The 22,650-nt window shown below is 55.0% G+C and carries 22 protein-coding genes; 19 read left to right on the top strand and 3 right to left on the bottom strand.

The window, feature by feature from the left end:
* Position 1 precedes the first annotated feature (1 nt).
* On the bottom strand, positions 2-3,118 hold the full coding sequence (gene rne / locus L379_RS14125; RefSeq protein WP_032647988.1) for a ribonuclease E: 3,117 nt from the start codon (positions 3,116-3,118) through the stop codon (positions 2-4).
* A gap of 570 nt (positions 3,119-3,688) precedes the next feature.
* Between rne and rluC the strand changes: the two genes are divergently transcribed.
* A complete protein-coding gene (gene rluC, locus L379_RS14120) occupies positions 3,689-4,636 on the top strand; it encodes a 23S rRNA pseudouridine(955/2504/2580) synthase RluC (protein WP_003857970.1) in 948 nt (315 codons plus the stop codon).
* Between the two features lie 77 nt (positions 4,637-4,713).
* Here the strand turns inward: rluC and L379_RS14115 are convergent, their stop codons facing one another.
* Positions 4,714-5,298 carry a Maf family protein gene (locus L379_RS14115; protein ID WP_032653209.1) on the bottom strand — a complete coding sequence of 195 codons (585 nt, stop codon included), beginning with the start codon at positions 5,296-5,298 and terminating at the stop codon, positions 4,714-4,716.
* A gap of 140 nt (positions 5,299-5,438) precedes the next feature.
* Here L379_RS14115 and yceD point away from each other — a divergent pair, with 140 nt between their 5' ends.
* The 14 genes from yceD to ptsG all read left to right on the top strand — a co-directional run bounded on the left by yceD (position 5,439) and on the right by ptsG (position 17,765).
* Positions 5,439-5,960, top strand: coding sequence for a 23S rRNA accumulation protein YceD (yceD, locus tag L379_RS14110; protein WP_003857966.1), 522 nt, complete (start codon positions 5,439-5,441; stop codon positions 5,958-5,960).
* 16 nt (positions 5,961-5,976) lie between these two features.
* Positions 5,977-6,150, top strand: a complete 174-nt coding sequence (rpmF, locus tag L379_RS14105; RefSeq protein WP_003857964.1) for a 50S ribosomal protein L32 — start codon at positions 5,977-5,979, stop codon at positions 6,148-6,150.
* An 81-nt stretch (positions 6,151-6,231) separates the two neighbouring features.
* Positions 6,232-7,266, top strand: a complete 1,035-nt coding sequence (plsX, locus tag L379_RS0123985) for a phosphate acyltransferase PlsX (protein ID WP_017693638.1) — start codon at positions 6,232-6,234, stop codon at positions 7,264-7,266.
* A gap of 6 nt (positions 7,267-7,272) precedes the next feature.
* On the top strand, positions 7,273-8,226 hold the full coding sequence (locus tag L379_RS14100; protein WP_017384725.1) for a beta-ketoacyl-ACP synthase III: 954 nt from the start codon (positions 7,273-7,275) through the stop codon (positions 8,224-8,226).
* A gap of 15 nt (positions 8,227-8,241) precedes the next feature.
* The gene (fabD, locus tag L379_RS14095; protein ID WP_032653210.1) at positions 8,242-9,171 is read left to right on the top strand and encodes an ACP S-malonyltransferase; all 930 of its coding nucleotides are present in this window, start codon (positions 8,242-8,244) and stop codon (positions 9,169-9,171) included.
* A gap of 12 nt (positions 9,172-9,183) precedes the next feature.
* Positions 9,184-9,918: a 3-oxoacyl-ACP reductase FabG gene (gene fabG / locus L379_RS14090; protein ID WP_003857956.1), complete on the top strand. Its 735-nt coding sequence runs from the start codon at positions 9,184-9,186 to the stop codon at positions 9,916-9,918.
* 154 nt (positions 9,919-10,072) lie between these two features.
* Entirely contained in the window at positions 10,073-10,309 is a 237-nt protein-coding gene (gene acpP, locus L379_RS14085) for an acyl carrier protein (protein ID WP_003857954.1), read from the top strand.
* Between the two features lie 91 nt (positions 10,310-10,400).
* Positions 10,401-11,642 (top strand): beta-ketoacyl-ACP synthase II, encoded by a 1,242-nt coding sequence (gene fabF, locus L379_RS14080; RefSeq protein ID WP_032653212.1) that lies wholly within the window; start codon positions 10,401-10,403, stop codon positions 11,640-11,642.
* A gap of 120 nt (positions 11,643-11,762) precedes the next feature.
* Positions 11,763-12,572: an aminodeoxychorismate lyase gene (gene pabC / locus L379_RS14075; protein ID WP_032653214.1), complete on the top strand. Its 810-nt coding sequence runs from the start codon at positions 11,763-11,765 to the stop codon at positions 12,570-12,572.
* A 2-nt stretch (positions 12,573-12,574) separates the two neighbouring features.
* Positions 12,575-13,597, top strand: coding sequence for a cell division protein YceG (gene yceG / locus L379_RS14070; protein ID WP_017384722.1), 1,023 nt, complete (start codon positions 12,575-12,577; stop codon positions 13,595-13,597).
* Complete coding sequence (gene tmk / locus L379_RS14065; protein ID WP_015570821.1) at positions 13,587-14,228, top strand: dTMP kinase; 642 nt, start codon at positions 13,587-13,589, stop codon at positions 14,226-14,228. The genes yceG and tmk overlap by 11 nt, the downstream gene beginning before the upstream one ends.
* Entirely contained in the window at positions 14,225-15,229 is a 1,005-nt protein-coding gene (gene holB, locus L379_RS14060) for a DNA polymerase III subunit delta' (protein ID WP_017384721.1), read from the top strand. The genes tmk and holB overlap by 4 nt, the downstream gene beginning before the upstream one ends.
* A 10-nt stretch (positions 15,230-15,239) precedes the next feature.
* On the top strand, positions 15,240-16,034 hold the full coding sequence (locus L379_RS14055; protein ID WP_032653216.1) for a metal-dependent hydrolase: 795 nt from the start codon (positions 15,240-15,242) through the stop codon (positions 16,032-16,034).
* A 297-nt stretch (positions 16,035-16,331) separates the two neighbouring features.
* Positions 16,332-17,765, top strand: coding sequence for a PTS glucose transporter subunit IIBC (gene ptsG, locus L379_RS14050; protein WP_006809245.1), 1,434 nt, complete (start codon positions 16,332-16,334; stop codon positions 17,763-17,765).
* A 141-nt stretch (positions 17,766-17,906) separates the two neighbouring features.
* Here the strand turns inward: ptsG and fhuE are convergent, their stop codons facing one another.
* Positions 17,907-20,096: a ferric-rhodotorulic acid/ferric-coprogen receptor FhuE gene (gene fhuE, locus L379_RS14045; RefSeq protein ID WP_032653218.1), complete on the bottom strand. Its 2,190-nt coding sequence runs from the start codon at positions 20,094-20,096 to the stop codon at positions 17,907-17,909.
* Positions 20,097-20,449: 353 nt separating this feature from the next.
* On the opposite strand from fhuE, the gene hinT reads away from it, so the two are divergent.
* From hinT to thiK, 4 genes are read left to right on the top strand one after another with little or no spacing between them, the layout of a single operon-like run.
* Positions 20,450-20,809 (top strand): purine nucleoside phosphoramidase, encoded by a 360-nt coding sequence (hinT, locus tag L379_RS14040; protein ID WP_032653220.1) that lies wholly within the window; start codon positions 20,450-20,452, stop codon positions 20,807-20,809.
* Position 20,810: 1 nt separating this feature from the next.
* A complete protein-coding gene (locus tag L379_RS14035) occupies positions 20,811-21,185 on the top strand; it encodes a YcfL family putative periplasmic lipoprotein (protein WP_003857939.1) in 375 nt (124 codons plus the stop codon).
* Between the two features lie 13 nt (positions 21,186-21,198).
* Positions 21,199-21,843: a penicillin-binding protein activator LpoB gene (gene lpoB, locus L379_RS14030; protein ID WP_085939398.1), complete on the top strand. Its 645-nt coding sequence runs from the start codon at positions 21,199-21,201 to the stop codon at positions 21,841-21,843.
* Positions 21,824-22,648, top strand: a complete 825-nt coding sequence (gene thiK / locus L379_RS14025) for a thiamine kinase (RefSeq protein WP_032653222.1) — start codon at positions 21,824-21,826, stop codon at positions 22,646-22,648. Before lpoB ends, thiK begins: the two co-directional genes overlap by 20 nt.
* The last annotated feature ends 2 nt before the right edge of the window (positions 22,649-22,650 follow it).

A 22,650-nucleotide genomic window follows, 5' to 3' on the forward strand; every position in this document is an offset into this window, starting at 1 on the left:
GTTATTCAACAGGCTGAGGACGGGTCGCTGGCGCAGTAGCCATGTGCGTTGCACTGTGACCACCGGCAGCACCTTTGCCTTCGAAGTTGAATGCCGGACGAACCCAGTCGCTATGGCGTGGCGCTTCAGGTACATACTCAGGTGCCGGGGCGCGAGTCATCGGCGCGGTAGCAACGTGAGCAGGCGCTGGAGCGGCAACGACCTCAACCGGCTCGGATTTCACTTCAGCCTCATTGACCTCTTCGACAACAGGCTCAACCTGAATCTCGACGTCCTGAACAACCTCTTCCGTCACCGTTTCGACGGCAACGTCTGCGGGCTCTTCTGCTGCGGAGACTGGTTCAGCTTCCTCCGCGACTTCTTCAGCCACCACGGTATCTTCTTCGGCAATGATCTGCGGGGCGGCATCAACCGGCGCAGCAATCACTTCAGGATGGGTCGTTTCCACTTCCACAGCCTGCGGTGCCACCGTGTCAACAACCTGCGGTTCAACCACGGTTGCCGCTTCAGTCACGACGTCTTCCACCGCTGCTACCGGTGCAATCACCTCTTCGGTCACAGCCTGTTCTTCAACAGCCTGCTCCGGGCGAGCAACCGGATAACGGATCCAGACTTTACCGGATGCCATCTCAGGTGAGGCGCACGCCACAGTCAGCGGCATTGGCGACTGAGTCGGGTAACGCTCGTCACGGTAACGACGACGACGCTGACCGCTCACGCGCAGATGACGCGGAGAACGACGGGAGCGACGCGGCATACCTGCGTTGTCACGGTTTTCGCTGCTTTCGTCCTGCTCAACCTGATTTTCCACTACGGCTGGCAGGTCAACTTTTGCAACCTGGGTACCCGTTGTGCTTTCTGCTGCTTCAACCGCGATAACATCGTTTTCTTCCGTCTGAACAGCACCCACACGTACTTTCTGGGTCAGCTGACGCTGCTTACGACGCGGCATAACCTGAGTACGCTCTTCCTGCTCCGTGTCCTGCTGTTCAACAGGCGCTTCGCGGTTCAGGTTTTTGACTTCCTGCTGGGCCTGGCGTTTCTCGTCGTTACGACGACGGTTACGCTCGCGGCGAGGTTGCTGCTCGTCACGCTGTTTGCTCTTCTCGGACTCATCGCCCGCCTGCTGGCGAATTTCACGATCTTCAACGTTCTGCTGTTGCTTCTCGCGACGGTTGCGACGGTTGTCCTCGCGTTGTTCACGACCTTCGTTGTTCTCGGAACGATTATCACGGCGCTCGTTACGATCGCTACGGTCGTTGCGGTCATTACGATCGCGACGATTGTTCTGACGCTTACGACGGTCCTGCTGACGCTCTGGTTTCGCTTCTTTTGGCGCTTCTTTCGGCTGCTCAGGCTGAACTTCTTCGCCAGCAAACATTTTTTTCAGCGCGCCGAAGATGCGGCTCAGGAGACCCGGCTGCTCAGGCTGCGCTTTTGGCGCGGCAGGGGCCGCCTTTTGCACGGCAGGTTTTGCCGCTGGTTTTTCCAGCGTCGCTTCCGGCGGGGCTTCCGGCATGATGAAGGTTGCTAATGCAGGCTGCTCAGGCAGTTTACGCTCGGCAGGCTCTTCATCCGATGGCAGCGCCATTTCTTCTTCATGCAGCTTCGGTAGCAGGTAGCTGAGGGTGCTTGTCTCTTCGCCTTTACGCACGCGCAGCACGTGATAGTGCGGGGTTTGCATCTCGTCGTTTGGCACGATGATGCAGCGAACGCCGCCCTGACGCGCTTCGATTGCGCTTACCGCTGCACGTTTTTCGTTCAGCAGGTAGGAGGCAATCGGCACCGGAACGATGGCGTGAACCTCTTTGGTGTTCTCTTTCAGCGCTTCTTCTTCAATCAGACGCAGAATAGAGAGGGAGAGCGATTCATTGTCACGCACGGTACCCGTACCGGAACAGCGCGGGCAGACGTGATGGCTGGACTCGCCGAGTGACGGGCTCAGACGCTGACGGGACATTTCCAGCAGGCCGAAGCGCGAGATATGGCTAATCTGGATACGTGCGCGATCCTGGCGCACCGCTTCACGCAGACGGTTTTCAACCGCACGCTGATGGCGAACCGGGGTCATGTCGATGAAGTCGATAACAATCAGACCACCCAGGTCGCGCAGGCGGAGCTGGCGGGCGATTTCATCAGCGGCTTCAAGGTTGGTGTTGAAGGCGGTCTCTTCGATGTCGCCGCCACGGGTTGCACGCGCGGAGTTGATGTCGATAGCGGTCAGCGCTTCGGTGGTATCAATTACGATAGAACCGCCGGACGGCAGACGCACTTCACGCTGGAAGGCAGACTCGATCTGGGATTCAATCTGATAGTGGCTGAACAGCGGGATTTCACCGGTGTACAGTTTAATTTTGCTGGTGAAATCCGGGCGACCCAGCGCGGCGATGTGCTGGCGAGCCAGCTCAAGCACTTTCGGGTTATCAATCAGAATTTCACCGATGTCCTGACGTAGATAATCACGGAAGGCACGCACAATAACGTTGCTTTCCTGGTGGATCAGGAACGGAGCAGGACGGCTCTCAGCCGCTTTCTTGATGGCTTCCCAGTGCTTCAGACGGAAGCTCAGGTCCCACTGCAACGCTTCGGCAGATTTGCCGACGCCTGCGGTGCGCACGATAAGGCCCATGCCGTCTGGCAGCTCGAGACTTGCCAGCGCTTCTTTCAGCTCGGTACGGTCATCGCCTTCGATACGGCGAGAGATGCCACCCGCACGCGGGTTGTTTGGCATCAATACCAGATAGCTTCCTGCCAGGCTGATAAAGGTGGTCAGTGCGGCACCTTTGTTGCCACGCTCTTCTTTATCGATCTGGACGATAACTTCCTGACCTTCACGCAGAACATCTTTAATGTTCGGACGGCCATGGGAGTTGTAGTTTGCAGGAAAATATTCGCGGGCGATTTCTTTGAGAGGAAGGAAACCGTGACGCTCAGCACCGTAATCGACAAATGCAGCTTCAAGGCTTGGTTCAATGCGGGTGATTTTGCCTTTGTAAATGTTCGCTTTTTTCTGTTCGTGTCCAGGACTTTCGATATCCAGATCGTACAGGCGCTGCCCATCCACAAGGGCGACACGCAACTCTTCTTGCTGAGTTGCGTTGATTAACATTCTTTTCATCGTAACTTACTCGTTATTCTTACATTGACGACAAAGCTGCGGGCAAGGTGACGCTTTCCGGGGTATGAACCGATGGCCTCGTGTCTATTCACGTCGCCAACCTCACGGTTGTCGCTCGCTTAAGAGGCGCAGAGTGTCGGTTGCCTGTGTTTCATACGGAAACACAGCGCAATTATCAGGGGAATTGCCTGGGAAAACTCTCCAGAGAACAATCCTTATACCGGGAAGTACTGCAACCCGCAGCCCGCTAACTGCCTGAAAGATCAATACGTCTTACGCCATTGCTGCGTGGATGATCGGTCAGACAAAATTGGTCATTCCGTCGACATCCTTACAAAACCCGGATTTAACGCGGAAAACGGATTCATTATTCCACTGCTCGCCGGGTTATAGCAAGATGACTTTTACCAATTATCACCCGGTTACTCACAGTTTCTTCACTTCAACGGGGTGATTGGTTTAATAACCACCAAATCGATTGCGCGAAAGGGGAGTGGTCCGGATAAAAGTAAATATAAGCATAGAAAAATGAGTGGCGCTAATGTCTGACGCTATTTAGAATCGCCAACCATGAAAACAGAGACTCCAGCCGTAAAAATGGTTGCCATCGCCGACGACGAGGCGGGGCAACGTATCGATAATTTTTTGCGCACCCAGTTGAAGGGCGTGCCAAAAAGTATGATTTATCGCATCTTGCGTAAGGGCGAGGTGCGGGTGAACAAAAAACGCGTGAAGCCAGAGTATAAGCTCGAGGCGGGCGATGAAGTCCGGATCCCACCGGTACGTGTTGCAGAGCGTGAAGAAGAGGTCGTTTCTCCGAAGCTGCAAAAAGTCGCGGCCCTGAGCGACGTTATCCTTTATGAGGACGACCACATTCTGGTGCTGAATAAACCGTCCGGAACGGCGGTACACGGGGGGAGCGGTCTGAGCTTCGGCGTGATTGAAGGGTTACGCGCGCTGCGCCCGGAAGCGCGTTTCCTCGAACTGGTTCACCGTCTTGACCGCGATACCTCTGGCGTGCTGCTGGTGGCGAAAAAACGTTCTGCGCTGCGTTCACTGCATGAACAGCTGCGCGAAAAAGGGATGCAGAAAGATTACCTGGCGCTGGTGCGCGGCCAGTGGCAGTCCCACGTGAAAGTGGTGCAGGCGCCGCTGCTGAAAAATATTCTGCAAAGCGGCGAGCGCATTGTTCGTGTTAATCAGGAAGGGAAACCGTCTGAGACGCGCTTTAAAGTTGAAGAGCGCTACGAATTCGCCACGCTGGTGCGCTGTAGTCCGGTGACGGGGCGTACCCACCAGATTCGCGTCCATACCCAGTTTGCGGGCCATCCGATTGCGTTTGATGACCGCTATGGCGATCGCGAATTTGATAAGCAGCTGGCGGGAACAGGGCTGTCGCGTCTGTTCCTGCACGCGGCAGCGCTGAAATTTACCCATCCTAATACCGGCGAAGTTATCCGTATTGAAGCGCCGCTGGATGAGCAGCTCAAACGCTGTCTGAAAGTTCTGCGCGGCTGATTTTGTGCCGGGTGGCGCTGCGCTTACCCGGCCTACATGTTTTTCTCCCTCTCCCTGTGGGCATCAGGCCGCAACGGTCACATCGTCAGCGGATTACACTCTTCTCGCCTTAACATCTGACACAGCGCAATCAGCGGCAACCCCACCAGCGTGTTGGGATCGCGGCCATCGAGCTTGTCGAACAACGCAATCCCTAGTCCTTCACTTTTAAAGCTCCCTGCACAGTTCAGCGGACGTTCCCGACGAACATAATCCATAATCTCTTGCTCGCTAAGATGACGGAAGTGCACATCAAACGGCTCGCACTCGGTTTGCAGATGACCGGAAGCCGAATTATAAAGCGCCAGGCCGGTATAAAAGGTCACGATACTGCCACGCGCACGCAAAAGCTGCTGGCAGGCGTTTTCTTCCGTATGCGGTTTGCCGGTAATTTCGCCGTCCAGCACACAAACCTGATCGGAGCCTATAATCAGATGTGCGGGGTAGCGTACGGCCAGCGACTGTGCTTTCTCTTTCGCGAGACGGGTAACCAGATGACGCGGTGACTCGCCCGGCTGTGGCGTTTCATCCACCTCCGGCGCAGCGCATTCAAACGGGATCCCGAGCTTTTCCAGCAGCATTCGGCGATAAGGTGAAGTGGAAGCAAGGACGAGATTTGGCATATTTTTATCACCAGATATAGCGTATCGATGCCAGCCATTTTAAACTACAGGCCGCAATGTGTGCGAATAATTGGCAAAAGGCAGCTCTGGTTGCCTTTTTCTTTGACTCTATGACGTTACAAAGTTAATATGCGCGCCCTATGCAAAAGGTAAAATTACCCCTGACTCTTGATCCGGTTCGTACGGCTCAAAAACGCCTCGATTACGAAGGAATCTATTCTTCCGATCAGGCTGAGCGTATTGCCGAATCTGTAGTCAGTGTGGACAGTGATGTAGAATGCTCCATGTCGTTCGCTATCGACAACCAGCGTCTCGCCGTGTTAACCGGTGATGCAAAGGTGACGGTAACGCTCGAATGTCAGCGTTGCGGGAAACCGTTTGTACAGCATGTTCACACAACGTATTGTTTTAGTCCGGTTCGTTCTGACGAACAGGCTGAAGCACTCCCGGAAGCGTATGAGCCGATTGAGGTTAACGAATTCGGTGAAATCGATCTTCTGGCGCTGGTTGAAGATGAAGTCATCCTCTCCCTGCCAGTCGTTCCGGTGCATGATTCTGAACACTGTGAAGTGTCCGAGGCGGACATGGTCTTTGGGGAACTGCCTGATGAAGCGCAAAAACCAAACCCATTTGCCGTATTAGCCAGCTTAAAGCGTAAGTAATTGAGGAGTAAGGTCCATGGCCGTACAACAGAATAAACCAACCCGTTCCAAACGTGGCATGCGTCGTTCCCATGACGCGCTGACCGCAGTTACCAGCCTGTCTGTAGACAAGACTTCTGGTGAGAAACACCTGCGTCACCACATCACCGCTGACGGTTTCTACCGCGGCCGCAAGGTTATCACTAAGTAATCACGCGTCAGCGTGATTAGGCTTAGTGAGGAACTTCCCCGTGCAAACGGGGAGTTTACCGAACCAGGCTGCGACGATACCTTGACACGTCTAACCCTGGCGTTAGATGTCATGGGGGGAGATTTTGGCCCTACCGTGACAGTGCCTGCAGCATTGCAGGCACTGAATTCTAATTCGCAACTCACACTTCTTTTAGTCGGTAATCCCGACACAATCACGCCATTACTTGCAAAAGCTGACTTTGAACAACGTTCGCGTCTGCAGATTATTCCTGCGCAGTCAGTTATTGCCAGTGATGCCCGGCCATCGCAGGCTATTCGTAATAGCCGTGGCAGCTCTATGCGAATGGCGCTGGAGCTGGTGAAAGAAGGGCGAGCGCAGGCTTGCGTCAGCGCGGGAAATACTGGCGCGCTGATGGGGCTGTCGAAATTATTGCTCAAGCCGATTGAGGGCATTGAGCGTCCGGCGCTGGTGACGGTATTACCGCATCAGCAGAAGGGCAAAACGGTGGTGCTGGATCTGGGCGCTAACGTGGATTGTGATAGTACAATGCTGGCTCAGTTTGCCGTTATGGGGTCGGTGCTGGCTGAAGACGTGGTCGGGATTAACAATCCCCGCGTTGCTTTACTGAATATTGGTGAAGAAGAGACTAAAGGCCTGGACAGTATCCGCGACGCTGCGGAAATACTCAAACAGGTCCCCTCCATCAACTATATTGGTTATCTCGAAGCCAATGAGTTGCTGACGGGCAAAACGGATGTATTAGTGTGTGATGGCTTCACCGGAAACGTGACGTTGAAGACCATGGAAGGGGTCGTACGAATGTTCCTTTCTCTGCTGAAATCGCAGGGAGAAGGTAAAAAAAGGTCCTGGTGGCTGATTTTATTAAAGCGTTGGTTACAAAAAAGCCTGACGCGGCGATTCAGTCACCTCAACCCCGACCAGTATAATGGCGCCTGTCTGTTAGGATTGCGCGGCATCGTGATTAAGAGTCATGGCGCCGCCAATCAGCGAGCATTTACCGTCGCGATTGAACAGGCAGTGCAGGCGGTGCAGCGACAAGTCCCTCAGAGGATTGCCGCTCGCCTGGGATCTGTATTAGCTAAAAGTGACTGAGCGTACATGTATACGAAGATTTTAGGTACCGGCAGCTACCTGCCAAAACAAGTGCGTACCAACGCCGATCTTGAAAAAATGGTAGATACGTCTGACGAGTGGATTGTCACGCGCACAGGTATCCGTGAACGTCGTATCGCCGCGCCAGACGAAACTGTGTCCACCATGGGCTACGAAGCCGCTCAGCGAGCGCTTGAGATGGCTGGCATTGATAAAGAACAGATCGGGCTTATTGTGGTGGCGACAACCTCTGCCACGCATGCCTTCCCAAGCGCAGCGTGCCAGGTGCAGAACATGCTCGGCATCAAAGGCTGCCCGGCATTTGATGTTGCAGCAGCGTGCGCGGGTTTCACCTATGCGCTGAGCATCGCCGATCAGTATGTAAAATCGGGCGCCGTAAAATATGCGCTGGTGATCGGCGCTGATGTGCTGGCGCGTACCTGCGATCCAACCGATCGCGGCACGATCATTATTTTTGGCGATGGCGCGGGCGCGGTGCTGCTGGGGCAGTCCGAAGAGCCGGGCATCATCTCCACGCACTTGCATGCCGATGGCCGCTACGGCGAGCTGTTAACGCTGCCTAACGCCGATCGCGTTAATCCTGATAACTCCATTTACCTCACCATGGCAGGTAATGAAGTATTCAAGGTGGCGGTGACTGAGCTTGCGCATATTGTCGATGAGACGCTGGAAGCCAATAACCTTGAACGCACCGCACTCGACTGGCTGGTGCCGCATCAGGCGAACCTGCGTATCATCAGCGCGACGGCGAAGAAGCTGGGCATGTCTATGGATAACGTTGTGGTGACGCTTGATCGCCACGGCAACACCTCTGCGGCATCGGTACCGTGCGCATTTGACGAAGCGGTACGCGATGGACGAATTAAACGGGGCCAACTGGTCTTGCTTGAAGCCTTTGGTGGCGGGTTCACCTGGGGTTCCGCGCTGGTTCGTTTCTAGGATAAGGATTAAAAAATGACGCAATTTGCTTTTGTGTTCCCGGGACAGGGCTCGCAAACTGTTGGGATGTTGTCTGAAATGGCAGCAAATTATCCGGTTATTGAAGAGACTTTCCGTGAAGCCTCTGACGCGCTGGGTTATGATCTGTGGGCGCTGACCCAACAGGGCCCCGCTGAAGAGCTGAACAAAACCTGGCAGACTCAACCGGCACTGCTGGCAGCCTCCGTCGCATTGTGGCGCGTATGGCAGCAGCAGGGCGGCAAAGCGCCGACGCTGATGGCGGGTCATAGCCTGGGTGAATACTCTGCGCTGGTCTGCGCAGGGGTGATTGCCTTCGCTGACGCGGTACGCCTGGTTGAATTGCGTGGTAAATTCATGCAGGAAGCGGTGCCAGAGGGCACGGGCGGCATGTCTGCCATCATCGGTCTGGATGATGCGTCTATCGCTAAAGCCTGTGAAGAATCTGCTGAAGGTCAGGTCGTTTCTCCGGTAAACTATAACTCGCCAGGTCAGGTGGTTATCGCGGGTCATAAAGAAGCGGTTGAGCGTGCAGGTGCTGCCTGTAAAGCTGCGGGCGCAAAACGTGCACTGCCCCTGCCGGTGAGCGTACCGTCTCACTGCGCGCTGATGAAGCCCGCTGCCGATAAGCTGGCGGTTGAGCTGGAAAAAATGACCTTTAACGCACCGACGATTTCCGTTGTGAATAACGTCGATGTGCAGTGCGAAACCGCGCCGGAGGCTATCCGTAACGCGCTGGTTCGCCAGCTCTACAGCCCGGTTCAGTGGACTAAAACCGTTGAATTTATGGCGTCTCAGGGCGTTGAACATCTGTATGAAGTTGGTCCAGGTAAGGTACTTACCGGTCTGACAAAACGTATTGTAGACACCCTGACTGCCTCGGCGATTAACGAGCCGGAAGCCATGAAAGCGGCACTCTCGCAATAAAAGAGGAATACCATGAGTTTTGAAGGAAAAATTGCCCTGGTGACCGGCGCAAGCCGCGGTATTGGGCGCGCTATTGCTGAAACACTGGTTGCGCGCGGCGCGACGGTGATCGGGACTGCGACCAGTGAGAATGGCGCACAGGCCATCAGCGACTATCTGGGTGCGAACGGTAAAGGTCTGGTACTGAATGTGACTGAACCAGCATCTATCGAATCTGTTCTGGAAAATATTCGCGCAGAGTTTGGCGAAGTGGATATTCTGGTCAATAATGCCGGGATCACTCGCGACAACCTGCTGATGCGAATGAAAGACGACGAGTGGAACGATATTATCGAAACCAACCTGTCATCTGTATTCCGTCTGTCAAAAGCGGTAATGCGCGCTATGATGAAAAAGCGTCATGGTCGTATTATCACTGTAGGTTCTGTGGTTGGTACCATGGGAAATGCTGGTCAGGCTAACTACGCTGCGGCGAAAGCAGGTCTGATCGGTTTCAGTAAGTCGCTGGCGCGTGAAGTCGCGTCCCGCGGAATTACTGTAAACGTTGTTGCTCCGGGCTTTATTGAAACGGACATGACGCGTGCGCTGACTGATGAGCAGCGTGCGGGTACGCTGGCGGCAGTTCCGGCGGGTCGTCTTGGCGACCCTAAAGAAATCGCCAGCGCGGTTGCATTTTTAGCCTCTGACGAAGCGGGTTACATCACTGGTGAAACCCTCCACGTCAACGGCGGGATGTACATGGTTTAATCACGATCGAAAATATTTGCGTTATTTGGGCAAATGGCCTCAAAATAACGTAAAATCGTGGTAAGACCTGCCGGGATTTAGTTGCAAATTTTTCAACATTTTATACACTACGAAAACCATCGCGAAAGCGAGTTTTGATAGGAAATTTAAGAGTATGAGCACTATCGAAGAACGCGTTAAGAAAATTATCGGCGAACAGCTGGGCGTTAAGCAGGAAGAAGTTGTGAACTCCGCTTCCTTTGTTGAAGACCTGGGCGCAGATTCTCTTGACACCGTTGAGCTGGTAATGGCTCTGGAAGAAGAGTTTGATACTGAGATTCCGGACGAAGAAGCTGAGAAAATCACCACCGTTCAGGCTGCCATTGATTACATCAACGGTCACCAGGCGTAAGTGAACATCTCCAGGCGGTCATTCGACCGCCTGAGTTTTATCTTTTGTTGTCCCACGAATCTCTTTTTTTATCCCTCCCTGGAGGACAAGCGTGTCTAAGCGTCGTGTAGTTGTGACCGGACTTGGCATGTTGTCTCCTGTCGGCAATACCGTAGAGTCCACCTGGAAAGCTCTCCTTGCCGGTCAGAGCGGCATCAGCCTAATCGACCATTTCGATACTAGCGCCTATGCAACGAAATTTGCTGGCTTAGTAAAGGATTTTAACTGTGAAGAGATCATCTCGCGCAAAGAACAGCGCAAGATGGATGCCTTCATTCAATATGGAATTGTCGCTGGCGTTCAGGCCATGCAGGATTCTGGCCTTGAGATTACGGAAGAGAACGCGACCCGTATCGGCGCCGCTATCGGCTCCGGGATTGGCGGTCTTGGTCTGATTGAAGAAAACCATACATCTCTGATGAATGGCGGCCCGCGTAAAATCAGCCCGTTCTTCGTTCCGTCTACGATTGTCAACATGGTGGCAGGTCACCTGACCATTATGTTCGGCCTGCGTGGCCCAAGCATCTCAATCGCGACAGCCTGTACGTCTGGCGTGCATAACATCGGCCAGGCCGCGCGTATCATTGCGTACGGCGATGCAGATGCTATGGTTGCGGGCGGCGCTGAAAAAGCCAGTACCCCGCTGGGCGTCGGTGGCTTCGGTGCAGCGCGTGCGCTCTCTACCCGAAACGATAATCCTCAGGCGGCGAGCCGTCCGTGGGATAAAGACCGTGATGGTTTCGTGCTGGGTGACGGTGCAGGTATGATCGTACTGGAAGAGTACGAACACGCGAAAAAACGTGGCGCGAAAATTTATGCTGAAGTTGTTGGCTTTGGCATGAGCAGCGATGCTTATCACATGACGTCTCCTCCAGAGAACGGCGCAGGCGCTGCGCTGGCGATGGAAAACGCCATTCGCGATGCGGGCATTACGCCGGCACAGATTGGCTACGTTAACGCGCATGGGACGTCTACACCTGCGGGCGATAAAGCAGAAGCGCAGGCTGTTAAGTCTATCTTCGGCGAATCTGCCAGCCGCGTAATGGTAAGCTCCACGAAATCCATGACCGGTCACCTGCTGGGTGCTGCGGGGGCGGTAGAGTCGATCTACTCAATTCTCGCGCTGCGCGATCAGGCGGTACCGCCAACCATCAACCTGGATAATCCGGATGAAGGTTGCGATCTGGACTTCGTTCCTCACGAAGCACGCCAGGTTAGCGGTATGGAGTATACCCTGTGTAACTCCTTCGGCTTCGGTGGGACTAACGGTTCTCTGATCTTCAAAAAGGTCTGAGTCTGGTTAGTCGCTGACGATAAAAAAGGTCCGCTTGCCGGGCCTTTTTTATTAGGTGAAATCCCCTTGTCCGGCTGTCCACATCCTGCCAGACTGAGCCTCCACGCATAAGGAGCCACCATGTTTTTAATTAATGGCCTTGAGCAAGACACGCTGCCGGCAAGCGACAGGGCGACCCAGTTTGGCGATGGCTGTTTCACGACTGCGCGTATTCTCGACGGTGGCGTGTGTCTGCTCGGGGCCCATATCCTTCGTTTACAAAAAGCCTGCGAAGCATTACTGATCCCCTTCTCGCAGTGGGACATTCTTGAAAGTGAAATGCGTCGGCTGGCGTCAGATAAAGCAAGCGGCGTCCTGAAAGTCATTATTAGCCGCGGGAGCGGTGGCCGGGGCTATAGCGGTTCTGCCTGTCTGCATCCTACGCGGATCCTTTCCGTTTCAGATTATCCTTCCCATTATGCGCACTGGCGTGAAGAGGGCGTAGCCCTGGCGTTAAGTCCGGTACGTCTGGGGCGAAACCCGATGCTCGCTGGCATAAAACATCTCAACCGCCTTGAACAGGTGCTTATTCGTACTCATCTTGAGCAGACGGAGGCCGGGGAGGCGCTGGTTCTTGACAGCGAAGGGTACATTACGGAATGCTGTGCGGCTAATTTACTCTGGCGGAAGGGCAGTGATGTGTTCACGCCTTCGCTGGAGCAGGCCGGCGTCAACGGCATTATGCGGCAGTTTTGTATGCACCAGCTGGCACGTGCAGGCTTTCGCGTTGTCGAAGTCAACGCTAAGGAAGAGGCGCTGCTGTCTGCCGATGAAGTTGTTATCTGCAATGCGCTGATGCCCGTTGTCCCCGTTCGCGCTTATGGCCGCAAATGCTGGTCATCCCGCGAGCTGTTCCAGTTTCTGGCCCCGTTATGTGAGCAAACCAGGTAGTCATGAAGAAAATGTTACGCTTTGTCCTCCTTCTTATCGTTGCGTTCGGTATCGCTGGCGGAGCGGGAGTGTGGAAAGTCCGTCAGCTGGCGGAGAGTCAGATCCTGATTAAAGACGAGACGATTTTTACCCTGAAAGCGGGTACCGGGCGGCAGGCGCTTGGTCAGCAGCTGTATGACGACAAAATTATCAATCGCCCACGCGTATTCCAGTGGCTGCTGCGTATTGAACCGGACCTGTCCCATTTCAAGGCCGGCACCTATCGCTTTACCCCTGGCATGACCGTGCGCGAGATGCTGCAACTGCTGGAGAGTGGTAAAGAAGCCCAGTTCCCGCTGCGTTTTGTGGAAGGTATGCGTCTGAGCGATTACCTCAGGCAGCTGCGGGACGCGCCATACATTAAGCATACGCTGAAAGATGACCGCTACCAGACCGTGGCAGACGCCTTAAAATTCGAACATCCCGAGTGGGTGGAAGGCTGGTTCTGGCCCGATACGTGGATGTATACGGCAGGCACGACGGATGTGGCCATTCTGAAGCGCGCGCACAACAAAATGGTCGCGGCGGTAGACGCTGCCTGGAAAGGGCGAGCAGAGGGCCTGCCTTATAAAGATCAAAACCAGTTCATGACGATGGCCTCGATCATCGAGAAAGAGACGGCCGTTGCTGCCGAACGTGACCAGGTTGCCTCGGTGTTTATTAACCGTCTGCGCATCGGCATGCGTTTGCAAACCGATCCTACCGTCATCTACGGCATGGGCGAAAACTACAACGGCAGGATTTCCAGAAAAGATCTGGAGACGCCAACGGCGTATAATACCTACGTGATTAGCGGCCTGCCGCCTGGACCGATCGCGACGCCGAGTGAAGCATCGTTGAAGGCCGCCGCGCACCCGGCCAAAACGCCGTATCTCTATTTTGTGGCTGACGGAAAAGGGGGGCATACGTTTAATACCAACCTGGCCAGCCACAATCGCTCCGTTCAGGACTATCTGAAGGCACTTAAGGAAAAAAATGCGCAGTAAATACATTGTCATTGAGGGACTCGAAGGGGCGGGCAAAACAACTGCCCGTAACGTGGTGGTGGATACGCTTACGTCGCTTGGCGTTGCCGACATGGTCTTTACCCGCGAGCCGGGCGGTACGCAGCTGGCGGAAAAACTGCGCAGCCTGGTTCTGGATATCAAATCCGTTGGCGATGAAGTTATTACCGACAAAGCGGAAGTGCTGATGTTCTATGCTGCGCGCGTTCAGCTGGTGGAGACGGTGATCAAACCCGCTCTGGCAGAAGGGAAATGGGTGATTGGCGATCGCCACGATCTCTCAACCCAGGCGTATCAGGGCGGGGGCCGGGGTATCGATCAGGCCATGCTGGCTACGCTTCGCGACGCGGTTCTGGGCGATTTCCGTCCTGACCTGACGCTGTATCTGGACGTAACTCCTGAGGTGGGCCTGAAGCGCGCCCGTGCCCGCGGCGAACTGGACCGCATTGAACAGGAGTCTTTTGATTTCTTTAACCGCACCCGTGCGCGTTATCTGGAACTGGCCGGGCAGGACAAGACCATTCGTACCATCGATGCGACGCAATCCCTTGAAGACGTTACGCGTGATATTCAGCAGACCGTTACGCAGTGGCTACAGGAGCAGCAGGCATGAAATGGTATCCATGGTTGCGCCCACACTTTGAACAGCTGATCGGCAGCTATCAGGTTGGTCGGGGGCATCATGCGTTACTGATCCAGGCGCTGCCGGGAATGGGTGATGATGCGTTGATTTACGCCATCACCCGCTTTCTGATGTGCCAACAGCCGGAAGGACATAAAAGCTGCGGTAAATGCCGGGGTTGCCAGCTCATGCAGGCGGGCACGCATCCTGACTATTACACCCTCGAACCCGAGAAGGGCAAAAATACGCTCGGTATCGACGCGGTGCGTGAGGTCAGTGAGAAACTGTACGAATATGCGCGTCTGGGGGGGGCGAAAGTGGTGTGGCTGAATGACGCCGCGCTACTCACGGAAGCCGCAGCCAACGCCCTGTTAAAAACCCTGGAAGAGCCGCCAGAGAATACCTGGTTTTTCCTCTCCTGCCGCGAGCCGGAACGCTTGCTGGCGACGCTGCGCAGTCGCTGCCTTCTTCACCACCTCGCTGTCCCTCAGGAATCCTGGGCGCTCGCCTGGCTTGAGCGAGAAGTGACGGTGTCACAAGATGCGGCGCGCTCGGCGTTGCGCCTGTGCAGCGGTGCGCCTGCGGCTGCGCTGGCCTTATTGCAGCCGGAGGTGTGGTCCCAGCGTGAAACGCTATGTCGTGCGGTTGAATCAGCCCTCGATAGCCATGACTGGCTGAGCGTGCTGCCAGCGCTGAACAGCGATCAGGCACCGGAACGGCTGCACTGGCTGGCCGCACTGCTGCTGGATGCGCTCAAAATCCAGCAGGGGGCGACGCTTCTGACTAACCCTGACGTGTGGGCGCTGGTCACCACGCTGGCGAATCGCCTGTCAGGGCAGTCGCTGCACGCTATCCTTCATGATATCTGCCAGAGCCGTGAACAACTTTTGACAGTGACCGGTCTCAATCGCGAGCTTTTACTGACCGACCAGTTACTGCGTATCGAACACTACCTGCAACCGGGCGTCATACCGCCGGTTTCCCACCTCTGAGAGAGACATTATGTTTTTAGTCGACTCACACTGCCATCTCGATGGCCTGGATTATCAGTCCCTGCATAAAAATGTGGACGACGTGCTGGCGAAAGCCGCCGCGCGCGATGTGAAATTTTGCCTGGCCGTGGCGACCACGTTGCCGGGTTACCGCGCCATGCGTGAACTGGTAGGCGAGCGCGATAATGTCGTCTTCTCCTGCGGCGTGCATCCGCTGAATCAGGATGAAGCGTACGACGTTGAGGATTTACGCCGTCTTGCCGCAGAAGAGGGCGTAGTGGCGATGGGCGAGACCGGTCTCGACTATTTCTACACCCCGGAAACGAAACCTCGCCAGCAGGAATCCTTCCGCAACCACATCCGTATTGGCCGTGAACTGAATAAGCCTGTTATCGTTCATACCCGCGATGCGCGCGCCGACACGCTGGCGATCCTGCGGGAAGAAAAGGTGACGGATTGCGGTGGCGTACTACACTGTTTCACTGAAGGCAGAGAAACGGCGGGTAAGCTGCTTGATTTAGGCTTTTATATCTCGTTCTCGGGGATTGTAACGTTCCGGAATGCTGAGCAACTGCGTGATGCGGCGCGATATGTTCCGCTGGATCGTATTCTGGTGGAAACCGATTCCCCGTACCTGGCACCGGTGCCTCATCGCGGCAAAGAAAATCAGCCAGCGATGACCCGGGATGTCGCTGAGTATATGGCCGTTCTGAAAGGTGTCAGTATTGAAGAGCTGGCTCGCGTGACAACGGAAAACTTCGCCAGTCTGTTCCATATCGACCCCGCCCACCTGCAATCTGTCTGATACGCCTGTTATTTTTAGGCTCGTAATTAATAAGTAAAACGAGTAAAGTTCACCGCCTCATTTGGGGCGGTGATGGCGTTTTTAGACACATCCAGACATGCTTTATGTAAATATCTGCAAGTTTTTTGGCCGTCTTGAACTGAAACGTGATAGCCGTCAAACAAACTCAGAGGGAATTATTTTACTCTGTGTAATAAATAAAGGGCGCTTAGATGTCCTGTCCACGGCGCGGTACTCCCCCCGGGCCAATGCGTGAAAACGTAAAAAAAGCACAAATACTCAGGAGCACTCTCAATTATGTTTAAGAATGCATTTGCTAACCTGCAAAAGGTCGGTAAATCGCTGATGCTGCCAGTATCCGTACTGCCTATCGCAGGTATCCTGCTGGGTGTCGGTTCTGCAAACTTCAGCTGGCTGCCAGCCGTAGTTTCCCACGTGATGGCCGAAGCAGGCGGTTCTGTTTTTGCTAACATGCCGCTGATCTTCGCTATCGGTGTTGCTCTGGGCTTCACCAATAACGACGGTGTATCCGCGCTGGCGTCCGTTGTTGCTTACGGCATCATGGTGAAAACCATGGCTGTGGTTGCGCCGCTGGTACTGCACTTACCTGCTGAAGAGATTGCCGCTAAGCATCTGGCGGACACCGGTGTTCTCGGTGGTATCATCTCCGGTGCGATTGCAGCGTATATGTTTAACCGCTTCTATCGCATCAAGCTGCCTGAGTATCTGGGCTTCTTCGCGGGTAAACGTTTTGTGCCGATCATTTCTGGTCTGGCCGCGATTTTCACCGGTGTGGTTCTGTCTTTCATCTGGCCACCAATCGGTACAGCAATCCAGACCTTCTCTCAGTGGGCGGCTTACCAGAACCCGGTTGTGGCGTTCGGTATCTACGGCTTCATTGAGCGCTGCCTGGTACCATTTGGTCTGCACCACATCTGGAACGTTCCATTCCAGATGCAGATTGGTGAATACACCAACGCAGCAGGCCAGGTGTTCCACGGCGACATCCCACGCTACATGGCGGGTGACCCAACGGCAGGTAAACTGTCTGGTGGCTTCCTGTTCAAAATGTACGGTCTGCCGGCCGCCGCAATTGCGATCTGGCACTCTGCTAAACCAGAGAACCGTGCAAAAGTGGGCGGTATCATGATCTCCGCAGCGCTGACCTCGTTCCTGACCGGTATCACCGAGCCGATCGAGTTCTCCTTCATGTTCGTTGCGCCGATCCTGTACATCATCCACGCGGTACTGGCAGGTCTGGCATTCCCAATCTGTATCCTGCTGGGTATGCGTGACGGTACGTCCTTCTCTCACGGTCTGATCGACTTCATCGTTCTGTCCGGTAACAGCAGCAAGCTGTGGCTGTTCCCAATTGTGGGTGCGGGCTACGCAGTGGTGTACTACACCGTCTTCCGCGTGCTGATCAAAGCACTGGACCTGAAAACGCCGGGTCGTGAAGATGCTACGGAAGACAGCAAAGCCGGTGTGACCAGCGAAATGGCGCCTGCTCTGGTAGCTGCCTTCGGTGGTAAAGAGAACATCACTAACCTGGACGCGTGTATCACTCGTCTGCGTGTGAGCGTTGCCGACGTTGCGAAAGTAGACCAGCCGGGTCTGAAAAAACTGGGCGCAGCGGGCGTCGTTGTTGCAGGTTCTGGTGTTCAGGCAATCTTCGGTACGAAATCCGATAACCTGAAAACCGAAATGGATGAGTACATCCGCAACAACTAAGCTGTGACCTGGGGAGACTAAGGCAGCCGAATGGCTGCCTTTTTTATTACTGCGGTTTGTGGTGCCGGGTGGCGGCTGCGTCTTACCCGGCCTACGTGATGGGTAGGGCCGGTAAGCGCAGCGCCACCGGGCTTCTGTCACTCAGAAATCGTAGCTCGCGCTCACCGAGACGTTCAGCGGCGCGCCATACACTACATAAGAGCCGACGTAATCGTAATACTCTTTGTCGAACAGGTTGTTGACGTTAGCCTGCACCGCAAAATCTTTGGTGACCTGATAACGGCTGAACAGGTTCACCAGCCCATAGCTGCCTTGATCCGCGCGGGAACGTCCTGCCGGGCCGCCTTCCACGTCCGTCCACACTTTGTTCTGCCAGTTTACGCCACCGCCCACGGTCAGTTCCGGCAGCATTGGCAACTGATAGCGGGTGAAGAGCTTCATGGTTGTGCGCGGCTGATCGGAGCTGACGGCGTTGCCATTCTTATCTTCTGCGATGTAACGCGTCGCGCCAAAGGTCAGCTGCCAGTTATCGGTCAGGGCACCGTTGAGCTCGAACTCGACCCCTTTGCTGACCACCCCGTCCAGCGATTCATAGATCGACTCACCGCTCGGCATGTAGGTATAGGTGTTGCTGGCGACGTTATCCTGCTCAATGCGGAAAATCGCCAGCGAGGTGGTGAGGCGGGTATTAAACCAGTCCGCCTTCACCCCGGCTTCGTAGCTTTTACCCGTGGTAGGGTCAAGATAACGTCCGCTGGCATCGCGCTTATCCTGCGGCTGGAAGATAGAGGTATAGCTGACGTAGGTCGACCAGTCCTCATTGATGTCATACACCAGGCCGGCGTACGGCGTGACATCATCTTTGGTGCTTTCCAGACGGGTATTCGGCGATCCTGCCGGGTTATAACGAATGTTATATTGGGTGTAGCGCGCGCCCAGGATCAGGTGCAGCGGATCGGCCAGCGAGAAACGAGCCGACGAATAGGCTGAAGACTGGCGAATATCATCCTTGCTGTAGAGTTTCCACGGCGTCCACTGGGGATCGGCGATGTTCCCGTTCCAGTTCTTAAAGTTGCCGACATCAACCATGCCGTATACCGCATCCGGCATGGAGTTGTCGTAATGGTTACGCTGACGGCTGAAGCTGCCGCCGAACATCATTTCGTGCTGACGGCCAAAGAGATCGAAGCCGCCGCGCAGGAAGGCGTCAACCGCATCCTGTTTACGTTCCCCACGGTTCCAGCCGCCGTAACCTACCAGGCCCGCACCGGTCTCTTTATCCGGATAGCCGGACATATACATCAGTTTGGAGTCGAAATTGGTTTCAGCATGCATGCCGTTGATGTGCGCTTCCCAGCCATTATCGAAACGCTGAGTCAGGTTAGCGAAGATGCGGGTGCTGTCTTTATCTGAATAAGCCCAGTCAGGTGCGACAGTCTGGCTACGATTGTAGTGGGTCTTACTTCCGTCGCTGTACCAGGTCGGCAGCCCGCCCCAGGTCGGGTCGGCGGTATGGCTTTCCTGATATTCATACCCTACCGAGAGGGTGGTGCTGTCGGTGACATCCGCGTCCATCACGCCGTAGAGGAATTTCTTCCGGTAGTGGTAGTTATCCACGAAGCTGTCGTTGTCCTGATAACCGGTGATCAGACGGCCTCGTACCTTACCTGACTCTACCAGCGGCGCCTGGAGATCCAGCACGTAGCGCTGCTTGTCCCAGCTGCCGTAACTGGCGGAGACGTTACCTTTAAATTCCGGGCTGTCCGCGTGCTTACGCACCATATTAACGTACGCCGCCGGGTTGCCCGTGCCGGACATCAGGCCGGTGGCGCCGCGAACCACTTCGATGCGGTCATAAATCGCGGTATCCGCGGCGGTATCACCAAAGTTCCACACTTCACTGATGGAGGTTGGCAGGTCGTCATAGGCGTAGTTGCTGACGAAAAAGCCGCGTGAGTAAAACACGGTACGGTCGCTGTCCTGCACCTGGGCCGTAATGCCCGTGGTATTCGTCAGCACCTGTCCGATGGATTGCAGATTCTGGTCAGCCATACGTTGCTGGCTGATAACGCTGACGGACTGTGGGATGTCGCGGGGAACCAGCAACAGTTTGGTGCCGGTGGTGGTGGTTTTTACGCTGTAATCCTGATCCTGGCTGGCAGAAAGATCCTGTGTGTTGTCAAAACCCCCGTCTACGACGACGGTATCTTCGGTGGTTGAAGCAGCGAAAGCAGCGGTTGGCGTCAATGCCATAGCAATGCAGGCGGCCAGCAACGAAGGTGTTGCGGCAGGCTGATGTTGCCCATCCCTGGTGTGATTAATGAAAGACATCATCAAACCCTTAGTGAATGGTGAAGGTAATTCGCGACAGTCCCGCTAGCACGGGCTGACGTCGTTTTCTATGTTAAAAATGCGCATGAAAATGCAAATGCGAAATATACGCATTGTGATTAACGCTGTAAACAGATGTTTCGGGATGAACTGAAATAAGGTTTCTGAAAAGAAATGTCCTAAAGCGATGCCTCTTAAGCCAGATGGCGGACAATCAGGAAAGAAATCACGGGAGAAGGTTGAAAGGACAGGAGAAACTCGCTCATACTCTTGTCTTGTGTCACGCAGTAAATCAGACAATGTGTGTTAACAACGGACGCACGACGCCAGATTAAACTTAAAAGGAAAAGGTCATGGCTGAAGAAACGATTTTCAGTAAAATTATCCGCCGCGAAATTCCGTCGGATATTGTCTATCAGGATGAACTGGTCACGGCTTTCCGCGACATTTCTCCCCAGGCGCCGACGCACATCCTTATTATTCCCAATCTTCTGATCCCGACCGTCAATGACGTTAAAACCGAGCATGAAGTGGCGCTGGGCCGTATGCTTACGGTAGCCGCGAAAATCGCAGAGCAGGAAGGGATTGCTGAAGACGGATACCGTCTGATCATGAACTGTAATCGCCATGGCGGCCAGGAAGTCTATCATATTCATATGCATCTGCTGGGTGGACGTCCACTGGGACCGATGCTGGCACATAAAGGTCTTTAATATGTTAACTGGGCGTATTGCAGCGCTGATCGTGACGCTGGTAATGGTTGGGTGCAGCGCGCGTCCCGCCATCCCGGTCAGTGAAGAACAGACGCTGGTGATGGAGTCCTCAGTGCTTGCTGCGGGCATCACGGCGGAGAAACCTTCGCTGACCATAAGCGAAATCCAGTCTTCAGCCTCCTCTACGCTCTATAACGAAAGGCAAGAGCCAGTGACGGTGCATTATCGCTTCTACTGGTATGACGTGAGAGGTCTTGAGATGCACCCGCTTGAGGCGCCGCGCAGCGTGACCATCCCGGCAAGATCGTCAGTCACGCTCTACGGCAGCGCCAGCTATCTGGGTGCACATAAGGTGAGACTTTATCTTTATTTGTAAGGAGTGAACCTTGATTAAAACAATGAGCCGTTATGCGCTCCTGAGTGCTTTTGCACTCTTTCTGGCGGGTTGTGTGACGCGAACGGAAGAACCAGCACCGGTAGATCAGGCGAAGCCGGGAACGGAACAGCCAACAACACCAGCGCAGCCTGTTCCAACCGTGCCGTCTGTACCGACCATTCCGGCGCAGCCTGGCCCGATCGAACATCCGGACGACACCGCACAGCCTGCGCCGCGAGTACGCCACTATGACTGGAACGGCGCGATGCAGCCGATGGTGGGCAAAATGTTGCAGGCACAGGGCGTTACGCCCGGCAGCGTGCTGCTGGTGGACAGCGTGAACAACCGTACAAACGGTTCCCTGAATGCGGGAGAAGCGACGGAAACCCTGCGCAACGCGCTGGCAAACAACGGTAAATTTACGCTGGTCTCAGCTCAGCAGCTCGCGGTCGCCAAGCAGCAGCTTGGTCTGTCGCCTCAGGACAGCCTGGGTTCGCGCAGTAAAGCGATGGGTATTGCCCGCAACGTTGGCGCGCAGTATGTCCTTTATTCTAACGCGACAGGCAACGTGAACACGCCGTCGTTGCAGATGCAGTTAATGCTGGTTCAGACCGGCGAAATTATCTGGTCAGGTAAAGGTGCCGTTACGCAACAATAAGCGCACGCGTCATGACGTCCTGACGCGTTATTTCCCTCAGTACCGTGTTATCGCGCCGCAACCCCCCGCCGGGCTTGGCGGCGCGAGTTGCATTATTGAGCGTGGCGACCATCGGCTGGTTTTACGTCAGCATCACGATGCCGCCGCGCCTGCCTCCCATTTTCGTCGCCAGTTCCGCGCCCTGAAGCGCCTGCCCGCCGACCTTGCGCCACAACCTCATCTCTTTATCAGAGACTGGATGGCGGTGGCGTTTATTACGGGTGAGATCAAAAGCGAGCTTCCCGATACGCCTGCGCTTGCAGCCATGCTGTATCATCTGCATCGCCAGCCGCGTCTGGGCTGGCGGGTAACGTTACTTCCTTTGCTGGATCACTACTGGCAGCAGGCTGCGCCTGGACGACGCACGCCCTACTGGCTGGCGCAGCTTAAGCGGCTACGCAGAGCGGGAGAGCCGCAGGCGTTACGTCTGGCGCCGCTGCATATGGATGTCCACGCGGGTAATATCGTTCATACCACGGCAGGCGAGAAACTTATCGACTGGGAATATGCCGGAGACGGTGACGTGGCGCTCGAACTCGCTGCGGTCTGGATGCCTGATGAGGCGTCGCGCGAGCAGCTGATAACCGCCTATGCCCGAAACGCCAACATCAATGCGCTCACCCTTGCGCGGCAGGTCGCGCGCTGGCGTCCGTGGGTGTTGATGCTGATGGCGGGATGGTTTGAAATGCGCCTTCAGCAGACAGATGACAAACAATTTATTGCGCTGGCAAATGATGCCTGGCGTCAGTTACAAACGAAAGGATAAGA

Source organism: Enterobacter sp. MGH 33 (genome assembly GCF_000534535.1).
In the GTDB taxonomy this organism is placed as follows: domain Bacteria; phylum Pseudomonadota; class Gammaproteobacteria; order Enterobacterales; family Enterobacteriaceae; genus Enterobacter; species Enterobacter hormaechei_C.